Annotated in this window: 11 protein-coding genes; 10 read left to right on the forward strand and 1 reads right to left on the reverse strand. The window is 69.4% G+C overall.

Annotated elements, in window-relative coordinates; genetic code table 11:
• The 8 genes from LCI23_RS15470 (at position 1) to LCI23_RS15505 (ending at position 9093) form a co-directional block, all read left to right on the forward strand.
• Positions 1–675: an iron-containing redox enzyme family protein gene (locus LCI23_RS15470; protein ID WP_224947338.1), complete on the forward strand. Its 675-nt coding sequence runs from the start codon at positions 1–3 to the stop codon at positions 673–675.
• A gap of 1 nt (position 676) precedes the next feature.
• Positions 677–1477, forward strand: coding sequence for an SDR family oxidoreductase (locus tag LCI23_RS15475; RefSeq protein ID WP_224947339.1), 801 nt, complete (start codon positions 677–679; stop codon positions 1475–1477).
• 26 nt (positions 1478–1503) lie between these two features.
• A complete protein-coding gene (locus LCI23_RS15480; protein ID WP_224947340.1) occupies positions 1504–2163 on the forward strand; it encodes a hypothetical protein in 660 nt (219 codons plus the stop codon).
• Between the two features lie 25 nt (positions 2164–2188).
• Positions 2189–2854, forward strand: a complete 666-nt coding sequence (locus LCI23_RS15485) for a response regulator transcription factor (RefSeq protein WP_224947341.1) — start codon at positions 2189–2191, stop codon at positions 2852–2854.
• Positions 2851–4254 (forward strand): sensor histidine kinase, encoded by a 1404-nt coding sequence (locus LCI23_RS15490; RefSeq protein WP_224947342.1) that lies wholly within the window; start codon positions 2851–2853, stop codon positions 4252–4254. Before LCI23_RS15485 ends, LCI23_RS15490 begins: the two co-directional genes overlap by 4 nt.
• A gap of 224 nt (positions 4255–4478) precedes the next feature.
• The gene (locus tag LCI23_RS15495; RefSeq protein WP_224947343.1) at positions 4479–5615 is read left to right on the forward strand and encodes an ABC transporter substrate-binding protein; all 1137 of its coding nucleotides are present in this window, start codon (positions 4479–4481) and stop codon (positions 5613–5615) included.
• A gap of 2 nt (positions 5616–5617) precedes the next feature.
• Positions 5618–7726 (forward strand): hybrid sensor histidine kinase/response regulator, encoded by a 2109-nt coding sequence (locus LCI23_RS15500; RefSeq protein WP_224947344.1) that lies wholly within the window; start codon positions 5618–5620, stop codon positions 7724–7726.
• 122 nt (positions 7727–7848) lie between these two features.
• Entirely contained in the window at positions 7849–9093 is a 1245-nt protein-coding gene (locus tag LCI23_RS15505) for an endonuclease/exonuclease/phosphatase family protein (protein WP_224947345.1), read from the forward strand.
• A 32-nt stretch (positions 9094–9125) separates the two neighbouring features.
• Here LCI23_RS15505 and LCI23_RS15510 read toward each other — a convergent pair whose 3' ends face one another.
• The gene (locus LCI23_RS15510) at positions 9126–9593 is read right to left on the reverse strand and encodes an Lrp/AsnC family transcriptional regulator (protein ID WP_224947346.1); all 468 of its coding nucleotides are present in this window, start codon (positions 9591–9593) and stop codon (positions 9126–9128) included.
• 161 nt (positions 9594–9754) lie between these two features.
• Here LCI23_RS15510 and LCI23_RS15515 point away from each other — a divergent pair, with 161 nt between their 5' ends.
• Complete coding sequence (locus LCI23_RS15515) at positions 9755–13294, forward strand: indolepyruvate ferredoxin oxidoreductase family protein (protein ID WP_224947428.1); 3540 nt, start codon at positions 9755–9757, stop codon at positions 13292–13294.
• 174 nt (positions 13295–13468) lie between these two features.
• Positions 13469–13720 carry a hypothetical protein gene (locus LCI23_RS15520; RefSeq protein ID WP_224947347.1) on the forward strand — a complete coding sequence of 84 codons (252 nt, stop codon included), beginning with the start codon at positions 13469–13471 and terminating at the stop codon, positions 13718–13720.
• The last annotated feature ends 21 nt before the right edge of the window (positions 13721–13741 follow it).

Here is a 13741-nt window from a genome sequence, read left to right on the forward strand (position 1 = left end):
GTGAATTTTTTCGACCAACTGCAATCCGCCACCGAAGCCCAGCGACAGGAGATGTTCGCGATCCCGCTCATCCAGGACGCGCTCCAGGGCCAGGTCGTCACTTCCCAGTACATCGCCTTCCTGTCCCAGGCCTACCACCACGTGAAGCATACGGTGCCGCTCCTGATGGCCTGCGGCAGCCGCCTCGGCGAGCGCCATGAGTGGCTGCGCGAGGCGATCGCCGAATACATCGAGGAAGAGGTCGGCCACCAGGAATGGATCCTGTCCGACATCCGCGCCTGCGGCGGCGACGCCGAGGCGGTGCGCCGCGCCCGGCCCCATGCCAGCACCGAACTGATGGTGGCCTACGCCTACCACCAGGTCGACCGCGGCAACCCGGTCGGCTTCTTCGGCATGGTGCACGTCCTGGAAGGCACCAGCACCGCGCTGGCCACCCATGCCGCCGGCAGCATCCAGACCGCGCTGGCGCTGCCGCCGGAAGCCTTCAGCTACCTCAGCTCGCACGGCAGCCTCGACCTCGAACACGTGGCCTTCTTCGAGACGCTCATGAACCGGCTCGACGACCAGGCCGACCGCGAGGCCGTGATCCACGTGGCAGGCATGATGTACGGCCTGTACGGTAATGTGTTCCGCAGCCTGCCGCGCGGCGGGCAGCTGTTCGGGAAGGGTGCCTGAGATGGCGGCGCCACGGCAGGGCAGGCGCTACCGGGCGGTGCTCACCGGCGCCAGCGGCGGCATCGGCGCGGCCATCGCCGCGCGCCTGGCGCCCCACTGCGCGCTGCTGATCCTGGTCGGGCGCCAGCGCGAGGCCCTGGAAGCGCTGGCCCGTAGCCTGCGCGGCTGCGACGTGCAGATCGTGTGCGGCGACCTGTGCGAGCGGCACACCCTGAGCGCGATCGCCGCCACGGCGCGCGCCAGCGGTGGAATCGATCTCCTGATCAACAATGCCGGCGTGAGCAGCTTCCACGCCTTCGAGACCCAGGACCCGGCCGCGATCCGGGCCCAGGTCGAGACCAACCTGCTGGCGCCGATGCTGCTCACCCGCGAGCTGCTGCCGCTGCTGGGCGCGGCGGCCTCGGCCCAGGTGATCAACATCGGTTCGGTGTTCGGCTCGCTCGGCTTTCCCGGCTTCGCCGCCTACGGCGCAGCCAAGGCCGGGCTGGCCGGCTTCTCGCAGTCGCTGCGGCGCGAGTACGCCGATTCGACGGTCGCGGTACGCCATTTCTCGCCGCGCGCCACCCGCACCGCGATCAACAGCGACGCCGTCAAGGACATGAACCGCGCACTGCGCACCGCCGAGGACACGCCGGAAGCGGTGGCGGACGCCTTCATGCGCTTCCTGTCCGGCTCGGCAGCCTCGCGCACCCTGGGCGGCGCCGAACGCCTCTTCGTACTGGTCAACAAACTGCTGCCCGGCATTCCCGAGAGGGCGATCCGCAAGCAGCTCGTGCAGATCAGAAAATATTTGCCTCGATGACATCAACGTAGTACAAAGGAGAAACCATGAATAGCTTGTTCCGATGCGTGTTCCGATGGATGGCGGCGCTGTCCGCCGCCGGGCTGGTGGCGGGGGCGGCCTGGGCCGGCCCGGCCGAGGACGTGGCCCGCATGCAGCAGGGCTGGGAACAGATCAAGTACGCCACGCCCGCCAGCCGCCAGGAGGCCGAGTTCGAGCGCCTGCGGGCCGAGAGCGAGGGCCTGGCGGCGCGCAATCCCGGCAATGCCGACGTGCTGATCTGGTATGCCATCGTCGAGTCGACCTATGCCGGGGCCAAGGGCGGGATCGGCGCGCTGAAGTACGTCAAGAACGCCAGGAAGTCGCTCGAGCAGGCGCTCGCGATCAACCCGAACGCGCTGGCAGGCTCGGCCTATACCAGCCTGGGCTCACTGTATTACCAGGTGCCCGGCTGGCCGATCGGCTTCGGCGACAAGGCCAAGGCCGAGGAGTATCTCAGGAAGGGCCTGGCGATCAATCCGGACGGGATCGATCCGAACTATTTCTATGGCGACTACCTGTTCCGCAAGGACGACTTCACGGGCGCCGAGCGCTACCTGCGCAAGGCCTTGCAGGCACCGGACCGGCCGGGGCGCAAGCTGGCCGACGAGGGCCGCCGCGGCGAGATCAAGCAGCTGCTGAGCCAGATCGCAGAAGGAAAGAAATGACGGGAATCCGCCAAGGGATGCACTCTTGAGGCTGCTGCTGGTCGAGGATGACGCGCTGCTGGCCAGCGGCCTGCGGGTCGCGCTGCGGCGCGCCCATTACACGGTCGAGCACGTGTGCGACGGCGCCTCGGCCGTGGCGGCGCTGCGCGACAACGCCTTCGACATCGCCGTGCTCGACCTTGGCCTGCCCGAGCTCGACGGCACCCGGGTGCTCGAGCAGGTGCGCGCCGCCGGCAATGGCCTGCCGGTGCTGATCCTGTCGGCGCGCGATGCGATGCGCGACCGGGTCCAGAGCCTCGACCTCGGGGCCGACGACTACCTGGTCAAGCCCTTCGAACTCGACGAACTGCTGGCGCGCCTGCGCGTCCTGATGCGGCGCCACGGCGGGCGCCCGGTCAACCGGATCGAACGCGGCGCGCTGGTGCTGGAAGTGGACAGCCTGCGCGCCTCCTGGCACGGCCAGCCGGTCGAGCTGCAGCGGCTCGAGTTCATGCTGCTCAAGCAGCTTGCCGAGCAGCCGCAGCGCGTCTTCAACCGCGCCCAGCTGGAGGAAACACTGTACGGCTGGGGCGAGGGGGTGGAGAGCAACACCATCGACGTCCACGTGCATCACCTGCGCAAGAAGCTCGCGCCGGCGGCGATCAAGACCGTGCGCGGGGTCGGCTACCGGCTCGGCGACGTCAACGCATGAAGGCGCGCGCGGCCCATACCTACTCGAGCCGGCGGCGCCTGGTCGTCACCACGCTGCTGTGCATCGTCCTGATCTTCAGCGGCATCGGCGTGGTGGCCCAGCTGGTGGCGCGCCACGAATCCGAGGAGCTGTTCAGTGCGCGCCTGGCCACCTCGGCGCGGGTGCTGGAAGCGCTGGTGGCGCAGCCGCTGGCGAGCGCGTCGCTCGCGCAGCCACTGGTGATCCGGCTGCCGCCCGAGCTCGAGAGCGCGGCCAGCGACGCCCCCGAATCCGTGGGGCACCGCTACGAGACCAAGATCGCCTTCCAGGTCTGGCGCGAGGATGGCGTCCTGCTGGCCCGGTCGGCCTCCGCGCCGGACGAGGCGCTGGCGCCGCTGGCCCCTGGTTTCAGCGTCCACCAGGTGGGCGATACCCTGTGGGAAGTGTTCGCCCTGCGCTCCGGCCGCACCTGGGTGATCACTGCGGAAAAGGAAGAGGTGCGCGACGAGCTGGCCGAATACATCGGCATGTCGATCACCGCGCCCCTGCTGGTGGGCGGCATCCTGATGCTGGTGGCCGTGAATGTCGTCCTGCTTTACAGCATGCGGCCGCTCAAGGAGCTGGCGGCGCGCATCGCCGCCCGCAGCCCCGATTCCCTCGACGGCATCGCGCTGCCGAAGACACCGGTCGAACTGGCGCCGATCATCCATGAGCTCAACAGCCTGCTGGACCGCATCAAGGCGGCCTTCGCACGTGAACAGCGCTTCATCGACGCTGCGGCCCATGAAATCCGCACGCCGATCGCCGCGGTCCAGCTGCACATCGAGAACGCCATGCGCGCGGCGGGCGAGGCCGAGCGTGGAGAATCGCTGGCGCAGGCGCTGGCCGGTGCGCGCCGCACCAGCAAACTGGCGGAGAACCTGCTGACCCTGAGCCGTATCAGCGCGCGCAGCGACGACTATGCGCCGCGCCAGGTGTCCCTGCTGGAGGTCTGCCAGGACGTGATCGGGACGCTCGACCCGCTGCTGGAACGGCGGGGCCAGGCCATCAGCCTGGACGCCGAACACGATGTGCGCGTCTGGGGCGAGCCCACGCAGCTGCGACGCCTGCTCCAGAACCTGATCGACAATGCGTCGGTCCACGGGACGGCGGCAGGAGAGATCCAGGTCAGGCTGATGCGTCGCGGCGACCGTGCACTGCTGACCGTGGCGAACGATGGCGCGCCGATCCCCGTTGAGGAGCTGGAGAAGCTGTTTACACCCTATTACCGCGCGCCGGGAGCGGCACCCGGCGGCCACGGGCTGGGCCTGGCGATCGTGAAGGAGATCGCTGCCCAGCACCAGGCATCGATCAGCTTGCGCCGCAATCCCGATGGACAGGGCACGGTTGCCGAAGTCTCGCTGCCGATCGTCCAAAACTGAGGGCGCCGGCCCATTTCAGCGCCAGCCAGGTCTGCCGGAACTTCTTGCGAACCGGTATCGGCAGGCCTGGGTGCCGGGCACGATTGTGGCGGCCGGGCGCGCAGAATTTCATTTCCAGTTTACAATGTCGCGCATAATTGACGAGCCTCATCATGCCGAGCCCACGTTTTTCTTCCCGCAGACTTTCGTTCGCCCGCTTTCTCGCGGCAGGACTGCTGCTGGCCATGTCCGCCTGGCCTGGCGCACAGGCAGCGGCGCCGGTGCGCATCGGCCTCGATGCCGAATTCGGCCTCGACAACAGCACCTCGGCCCAGGCCGTCGAACTCGGCCTGCGCGCGGCCATCGGCGAGATCAACCGCGCCGGCGGCGTGTTGGGCGGGCGGCCGCTCGAACTTGTCACCAAGGACCACCGCTCGATCCCGGCGCGCGGCATCCGCAACATCGAAGAGTTCGCGCGCATGTCCGACCTGGTGGCCGTCTTCGGCGGCAGGTTCAGCCCGGTGATCATCGAAGAGCTCCCGACCCTGAAGGCGACCCGTACCCTGTTCATGGCGGCCTGGTCCTCGGCCGACGCCATCGTCGACAACGGCATGCAGCCGAACTACGTGTACCGCCTGTCGCTGCGCGACAGCCTGGCCATGCCCAAGCTGCTGGAGACGGCGCGCAAGCGCGGCCTGCACCGGGTCGGGCTGCTGCTGACGAATACCTCCTGGGGCCGCAGCAACCTGGCGGCGGCGGAAAAATTCGTGGCCGCCAACAAGGGCGTCCGCATCGTGCAGACCGCCTGGTACAACTGGCGCGACCAGACCCTGGTGGCGCGCTACCGTACCCTGCGCGCGGCCGGGGCCCAGGCGGTGGTACTGGTCGCCAACGACGACGAGGCGGCGGTGCTGGTGCGCGAGGTGGCGGCCCTGCCGGCGGCCGAGCGCATGCCGATCCTGAGCCACTGGGGCGTCACCGGCGGCGAATTCGTGCGCCAGGCCGGCCCGGCCCTGAACCAGGTCGACTTCTCGGTGATCCAGACGTTTTCCTTCTTCCAGCTCGACCGCCAGCGGCGCGAGCGCATCCTGGCCAGCCTGGGCGCCGTGTCCGCGGTGCGCCGCATCGAGGACATCAAGGGGCCGGTGGGCGTGGCCCATGCCTATGACCTGATGCACATCCTGGCGCGCGCGATCGACCTGGCCGGCAGCACCGACCGCAAGGCGGTGCGCGACGCGCTGGAGCGCGTGCGTGAACACCGCGGCCTGATCAAGACCTATGCGCCGCCGTTCACGCCCACCCGCCACGAGGCGCTCGGCCCGCGCGAACTGCTGGTCGCGCGCTACCGTCCCGACGGCGTGCTGGTACCGAGCGCCGACTGAGCATGGCGTGGTCGATTCCCCGCTCCGGCAGCCTGTCGCGGCGCTTCGCGATCGCCTCGGCGATCCTCGCCGCTTGCGCGGTGCTGCTGGTGGCGGCGACCTCGCTATGGCTGGGCAACCGCCAGCACAGCGCCGCGCTCGCGCTGCTGGAACAGCGCGAAGCGGCCTTCCATGCGCGCACCGTCGGCAACGCGCTGAAAATCCTGGCCACGCGCATGGATGAGGTGGCGGCCAGTCCGATCCTGGCCACCGCCCTGGTCGATAGCGCGGGCCGCGAGACCTATCTCGCTCCCTTCCTGAACGGGCTGCGCCAGATCAACAGTATCCCGGTCCAGGTGCTGTTTACCGATTTCGAAGGCAAGCCGATCGCCGGCAACGGCGGCGAAGGCTTCGACGCCGAACAGATGGCCTGGCTGCGCGCCAGTATCGACGCCGGCAGCGAGCGCGCGGCCATCTTCATGCGGCCCGAGGGCGCCGAGCTGGCCGGCGTCAGCCTGCTGCGCTACTCGCGCACCAACACCCCGGAAGGCGCGCTGGTCTACAAACTGAAGATGCGCGACCTGCGGCCCGCCGCCACCAGCGCCCTGATGTGGAAAGGGCAGGGCGCCGCCAGGGGCGCACCGGACGACGGCGGCATCGTCCTGCCGCTGACGGTGCCGGAACGCTACGCGCACCTGGGCCTGGCGCTGCACCTCGACACGTCCGGCATCGGCGAGATCCTGGAAACGCCCTGGGAGCAGTACAGCCTGGTCGGCGGCGTGGCCCTGCTGCTGGCCGGGGTCGTGTTCCTGCTCGGCTCGCGGCTGTCGCTGGGCCTGACCCAGGACCTGCGCCAGCTCGAGCAGTTCGCCGGCCAGCTGGGCGAGCAGGGCATCAGCACCCGCCGTGCCGAGCTGGCGGGCAGCAGCGAAACCATCAACCTGGCGCGCGCCATCAACGGGATGCTGGACCGCCTGCACCAGCAGCAGGAACGCCTGCAGCGCGAGCACGCGCGCAAGGACGAGTTCCTGGCGATGCTGGCGCACGAGCTGCGCAACCCGCTGGCGCCGATCAGCAGCGCGGCCCAGCTGCTGCGCGTGCTGTTCGCCGGCGAGCCGCGCATCCGCCAGGTGAGCGACGTGATCGGTCGCCAGGTTACCCACATGACCCACCTGGTCGACGACCTGCTGGACGTCTCGCGCGTCACGCGCGGCCTGGTCACGATCAGCAAGACGGACGTGGACCTGGGCGCGGTGCTGCGCGACGCCGTCGAGCAGGTCGCGCCGGTGGCCGCGGCGCGCCACCATCATCTGGACCAGGACATCGCGCCGCAGCCGGTCTTCGTGCGCGGCGACCGCACGCGCCTGATCCAGGTATTCGCCAACCTGCTCAACAACGCCGCCAAGTACACGCCGGACGGCGGCCAGCTGGCACTGTCGCTGCGGGTGGAGGGCAAGGAAGCGCTGGTCGAGGTGTGCGACAACGGCATCGGCATCGGCCCCGAACTGCTGCCGGAGGTGTTCGACCTGTTCATCCAGGGCCAGCGCACGCCGGACCGCGCCCAGGGCGGGCTCGGGCTCGGCCTGACCCTGGTGAAGAAGCTGGTCGAGCTGCACGGCGGCCGGATCGAGGCGCACAGCGAGGGAGCGGGGCGCGGCAGCCGCTTCGCGGTACGCCTGCCCTGCCTGGCGGCGCCGCGGGACGCGTCCGCCGCGTCTGGCCAGGCCGGTGTCGTCGGCCAGGCAGTCGGCGGTGCGCGGCGCATCCTGGTCGTCGACGACAACGTCGACGCCGCACGTACCCTGGCCATGCTGCTCGAGGCCGAGGGCCAGCAGGTGGCGGTCGAACATACGGCCCAGGCGGCGCTGGCGCGCGCCGCGCTGGAAGACTTCGACGCGATCCTGCTCGACATTGGCCTGCCCGACATGAGCGGACACGAACTGGGCCCGGCACTGGCGCGCCTGCAGCGCGACAGCGGCCGCATCCCCAGTGCGCTGATCGCCGTCAGCGGCTATGGCCAGGAGCAGGACCGGCGCATGTCGCGCGCGGCCGGCTTTGCGGCCCACCTGTCCAAGCCGGTCGATGCCGCGGTGCTGATGGATGCCATCGCGCAGTCGACTGGCGCCGTGTAGGCGCACACAGGCCATTGCTGCAAACACAAGACTCCGCGATAATCCCGGTTGCCATCCGGACGCACGCGTTCCAACCACAGCCATTGCCCATGCCGGCCTGCACACCGGCTCCCCCACACACCATGAAAACAACCCGCCTTTCGTTCATGCCGCTGCCCTTCGCCCTCCTGCTGGCGCTGTCCGCCCCCGCCGTCCACGCCGCCGCGAACGCGCCCGCGGCGCCGCCGGCGCGCATCGGCGTCGCCTCCTTCAACCTGGCCTGGGCCGGTTCGCAGCAGGACTTCGACCAGCACGCCGCGGTCTGCAAGGCCGTGTCCTGGTGCGACACCCGTCCGCGCCGCCTGCCTGGCCAGGCCACGCCGAGCGAGGAGGCGGTGCAGGCGGCGCGCCAGTGCGCGGCCGATACCGAGCGACTGGCGGGCGGCCCCGCGCTGGCGGCGATGATGCCGCCGTGTTCGGCCTACCAGGGCCGCCGTGGCAGCCCGCCGCCCACCAGCCAGGACTACGCGGCCAAGCTGGCCGGCCTGCAGGCCACCGTCGCCCAGCTGATCGAAGGGCAGGGCGTGGGCGTGATCGCCTTCCAGGAAGTGCGCTCGGCCGCGGTGGTGCGCACGCTGCTCGGACGCCATGCGGACCGCTTCAGCGTCTGCGACGCCACCCATGACGGCTTCCAGACCGTGGCCTTCGCCTGGGAACGCAGCCTGAGTCCCGAGCCGGCGGTGTGCAGCGTCGAGCACGGCCTGGCCGTGAGCGACAATCCGGGCGACCCGGAAGCGCGCAAGGTGCGCCCGGGCCTGGCGCTGGAACTGCAGTGGCCGGGACGCCGGCTCAGCTTCCTGAACGTGCACCTGAAGTCGAGCTGCGCCAACATCGTGCCGACGCCCGCGTTCCAGGCACGCCTGCTGGACGATCCGGCTCCCGCCTGCCAGGTCCTGAACCGCCAGGTCGCGCCGCTCGAGCGCTGGCTCGACAGCGTGGCGCAGCGCAGCCCCGAGTTCGTCCTGCTGGGCGACTTCAACCGCCGCATCGACGAGGAAGAAAAGGCCGCGATCAAGCCGGAGCAGGTACGCAGCGACGGCAGCAGTCCGGCCGGCGTGCCGACCCAGGACGCCACCGGCAAGGTGACCAGCCGCTACCTGTGGCAGGAACTGAACGACGGCACCCGCTCGCTGACCCAGGTGCCGCTGGCCGGTGTCGACCAGGGCTGCCGCGGTTTCACGGGGCTGGACCACATCGTGCTGAGCGATGCGCTCGCGAAGCGCCAGCCGGCCGGCCTCGGTTCGCGCAAGACCCCCGTGGTGCAGGCGCCGAACCAGCGCATCGAGACCAGCGACCACTGCCCGCGCAGCGTCACGCTGTCATTCTGAGCGGATCACGCCCTGCTGCAAATGGCGCAAGCCTAGAGCGGCAGGGCGGTCTCGTATTTCACTTCGCGCAGCGCCACGCTGGTGTTTAGCTGCGACACCCCCGGCAGCTTGAGCAGCACGTTGTGCAGCAGGTCGTGGTAGGCGTCCATGTTCGCCACCATCACCTTGACGATGTAGTCCGAGGTGCCGGTCATCTCATAGCATTCCATCACTTCGCGGCAAGCCTTCATCTGCGCCTCGAAGGCCTCCACCACGCCTGCCTCGTGCCGGGTGAGCGACACGTGCAGCATGCACACCAGCCCCAGGTCCAGCTTGCGGCGCTCGAGCAGGGCGGCGTAGCGCCGGATGTAGCCATGTTCTTCGAGTTCCTTCTGGCGCCGCCAGCACGGCGAGGCCGACATGCCGACCCGCTCGGCCAGTTCGTTGACGGACAGGCGCGCATCCTGCTGCAGTTCGCGCAGGATGCGGATCGAAGCGGGGTCGAGGTAGGATTTGTCCATAATTGGCATTGAATAGAAATTTTTTACCTATTGTGCGGCAAAACCCGGCAAGATAGAAATGTTATTTCCTGCTGCCCGACTATCATCTAGCCCATATACACAAGCCCTTGCGCGCGCCGTGCGGCGCCGTGGGCAAGCAATGGAGACGATGGATGGGATCGATGCACGAGAACGTGGCCGAGGGTGGGGCGGCGGTACTGGCCGACGGCGCCTACCAGCTGGATGACAACCTGAAACGCGAACAGGGAAGGGTGTTCCTGACCGGGACCCAGGCCCTGATCCGGCTGGCGCTGATGCAGAAGGCGCTCGACGAACGGGCCGGCCTGAACACGGCCGGCTTCATCTCGGGCTACCGCGGCTCGCCGCTGGGCGCGGTGGACCAGGAAGTCTGGCGCGCCTCGAAGATCCTGCAGCAGAAGGCGATCGAATTCCTCCCTGCCATCAACGAAGAGCTGGGCGCCACCGCGGTGCTGGGCACCCAGCAGGTCGGGGGCGACCCGCAGCGCACGGTCGATGGTGTATTCGCCATGTGGTATGGCAAGGGCCCGGGCGTGGACCGCGCCGGCGACGCCCTCAAGCACGGCAATGCCTACGGTTCCTCGCCGCTGGGCGGGGTGCTGGTGGTGGCTGGCGACGACCACGGTTGCGTGTCCTCGTCGATGCCGCACCAGAGCGACCACGCCTTCATGGCCTGGGGCATGCCGGTGCTGAACCCGGCCAACATCGAGGAATACATGGAATTCGGCCTGTACGGCTGGGCGCTGTCGCGCTTTTCCGGCGCCTGGGTCGGCTTCAAGGCGATCTCGGAAACGGTGGAGGGCGGCGCGGTGGTGGAACTGCCGCCGGTGCCCGGGTTCAGGGCGCCGGAAGGCTTCACGCCACCGGCCGACGGCCTGCACTACCGCTGGCCGGACCTGCCCAGCCTGGCCATCGAACAGCGCGTGGCCGACAAGCTGCAGGCCGTGCACGCCTTCGCCGGCGTGAATTCGATCGACAAGCTGGTGGTCGCGGCGCCCGCCGCCACGCTCGGTATCATCGCCGCCGGCAAGGCCTACCTCGACCTGCTGGAAGCGCTGGCCCGCCTCGGCCTCGGGGTCGAGCGGCTCGAGGAACTCGGCGTGCGCCTGTACAAGCCGGGCCTGACCTATCCGCTCGAACGGGTCCGCCTGCACGCCTTCGCCGGTGGCCTGCGCGAGATCCTGGTGGTGGAAGAGAAGGGCGACGTGATCGAAGGCCAGCTGAAAAGCCTGCTCTACAACCTGGCCCAGCAAGCGCGTCCGCAGGTGCTCGGCAAGACCGATGCCGCCGGCGCGCCGCTGCTGTCGGCGCTGGGCGAGCTGCGTCCTTCGCGCATCGCGCCGGTGCTGGTGCGCTGGCTGGCGCCGCACCTGCCCGCGCTCGGCCTGCAGGCCCTGCTGCCCCAGTTCTGCCGCGCCGAGGTCCTCTCCAACGGCGCCGACGCCATCAAGCGCACGCCGTATTTCTGCTCGGGCTGCCCGCACAATACCTCGACCCGGGTGCCGGAAGGCAGCCGCGCGCTGGCCGGCATCGGCTGCCACTTCATGGCCAGCTGGATGGGGCGCGACACCTTCACCCTGACCCAGATGGGCGGCGAAGGCGTGCCCTGGGTCGCGGCCTCGCGTTTCACGCGCGAGAAGCACGTGTTCCAGAACCTGGGCGACGGCACCTACTACCACTCGGGCTACCTGGCGATCCGCCAGGCGATCGCGGCGCGTACCAACATCACCTACAAGATCCTGTACAACGACGCGGTCGCGATGACGGGCGGGCAGCCGGTCGACGGCAAGCTCACCGTGCCGCAGATCGTGCAGCAGGTGCTGAGCGAAGGCGCGGCCCTGGCCGTGGTGGTGACCGACCAGCCGGAGAACTACGCGGACGTGACCCTGCCGGCCGGCGTGACGGTGCACCACCGCAGCGAGCTCGATGCGATCCAGCGCCGCCTGCGCGAGCTGCCTGGCGTGACGGTGCTGGTGTACGACCAGACCTGCGCCGCCGAGAAACGCCGCCGCCGCAAGAAGAACAAGCCGGACAACATCGTGTTTCCCGATCCGCCGCGCCGCATGGTGATCAACCCGGCCGTGTGCGAGGGCTGCGGCGACTGCGGCGTGCAGTCGAACTGCCTGTCGATCCTGCCGCTGGAAACCCCGCTCGGGCGCAAGCGCCAGATCGACCAGGCGTCCTGCAACAAGGATTACTCCTGCGCCGAGGGCTTTTGCCCCAGCTTCGTGTCGGTCGTCGGCGGGCGCCTGAAGAAGCCGGCCGCCGCGGCACTCGCGCTGGGCCAGCTGGAACAGATGCTGGCGGCCTACCCGCTGCCGCCCGCCTACGATTTCGCCAAGCCCTTCGAGATGCTGGTGGCCGGCGTGGGCGGCACCGGGGTGGTGACCGTGGGCGCCCTGATCACGATGGCGGCCCACCTGGAGGGCAAGGGCGCCTCGACCCTCGACTTCATGGGCTTCGCCCAGAAGGGCGGGGCGGTGATGTCGCACGTGCGGGTGGCGCCGTCGCCGCGCCAGCTGCACCAGGTGCGCATCGACCTGCAGCAGGCCGACGCCCTGCTGGCCTGCGACCTGGTGGTGGCCGCGATGCCGGACGCGCTGGCTGTGATGCGGCGCGGCCATACCCGCGTGGTGGCCAACGAAAACGAGAGCCCGACCGCCGAGTTCACGCGCAACCCGGACGCCGACATTCGCAAGGACGACCTGCTGGCCAAGCTCCAGGATGCCGGCGGACCGCTGCTGCGCCTGAACGCCCAGCAGGTCGCCAGCGCCGTGCTGGGCGACCCGATCGGCGCCAACATCCTGATGATGGGCGCGGCCTGGCAGCTGGGACTGGTGCCGGTCAGCCTGCCGGCATTGATGCGCGCGATCGAGCTCAATGGCGTGGCGGTCGAGATGAACAAGAAGGCCTTCATGCTGGGACGCCTGGTCGCGGCCGACGACAAAGCCGCGGCGCGCCTGGCCCAGCCCGCGAAGGTGGTGCAGTTCACGCCGCCCGCTGCGCTGGACGAGCTGGTGGCGTTCCGCGCCGACTGGCTGACGAAGTACCAGGATGCCGCCTACGCCGAGCGTTACCGCGCCGCGGTGGCGCGGGTGGAAGCGCGCGAACTCGAGATCGAGGGACCCGCGTCGAAGCGCGCGGTGAGCAAGGCGATCGCGCGCTCGCTGTTCAAGGTGATGGCCTACAAGGACGAGTACGAAGTGGCGCGCCTGCACACCCAGACCGGTTTCCTGGAAAGCCTGGAGCAGCAGTTCGAGGGCGAGTTCCGCGTCGAATACCACCTGGCCCCGCCGCTGCTGGCCCGCAGGAAGCCCGGCTCGGACGTCCCGGCCAAGATGCGCTTCGGCCCGTGGATGCGTGGCGCCTTCCGCGTGCTGGCGCCACTCAAGGCCTTGCGCGGCACCGCCTTCGACCCCTTCGGCTACACCCACGAGCGCGGGGCCGAGCGCCAGCTGCGCGATGATACCCTGGCGCTGGCGGAGATGCTGGCATCCGGGCTGACTGCGGGGAACCGCGCGGCGGCCCTGAAGCTGGCCCAGCTGCCGGAGTCGATCCGCGGATACGGCCATGTGAAGGCGGCCAGCATGGCGCGCGCGGAAACCGAGCGTGCGCGCCTGCTGCGCGAGTTCCGCGAGCCGGTCAAGGAAGTCGTGCTGGTGCGCAAAGTGGCGCAACCGTGAGGTTGATGCCGCGCAAACCCGGGGCACCCCGCGCGGGGGAGGATGATGCTGTCAGGCAAAAATCCGTGATATACTGCACTGCAACATAACACGCACAATCGCCGGCTCCTGCCGGCGATTCTCGTTTCTGCACCTGACTTTCATTTCTTGCATTGCCAACCTGGGAACACGAGCATGGGCCACGACATCAAGACTCTCGGCGAAGCCATCGCGCTGCTGCGGCGCGTGTGGGGCGAAGCATCCGGTTTTTTCCTCAGCATCGAGCTGTGGCTGATGGTGCTGGTGGCGGCCAGCACGGTCGGCGGCGCGTGGCTGGCGCTCATGGGCGACGCCTGGAGCCTGCTGGCGTTCGCCTTCGCCTTCGGCTACATCGGCACGCGCACCGTCCTGCACCTGAAGCGGATCCTGAGCTGGCCGTTCATCTGAACCCTGCCGGATCGCCCCCTG

The organism is Massilia sp. MS-15 (genome assembly GCF_020176695.1).
In the GTDB taxonomy this organism is placed as follows: Bacteria; Pseudomonadota; Gammaproteobacteria; order Burkholderiales; family Burkholderiaceae_D; genus Telluria; species Telluria hydrophila.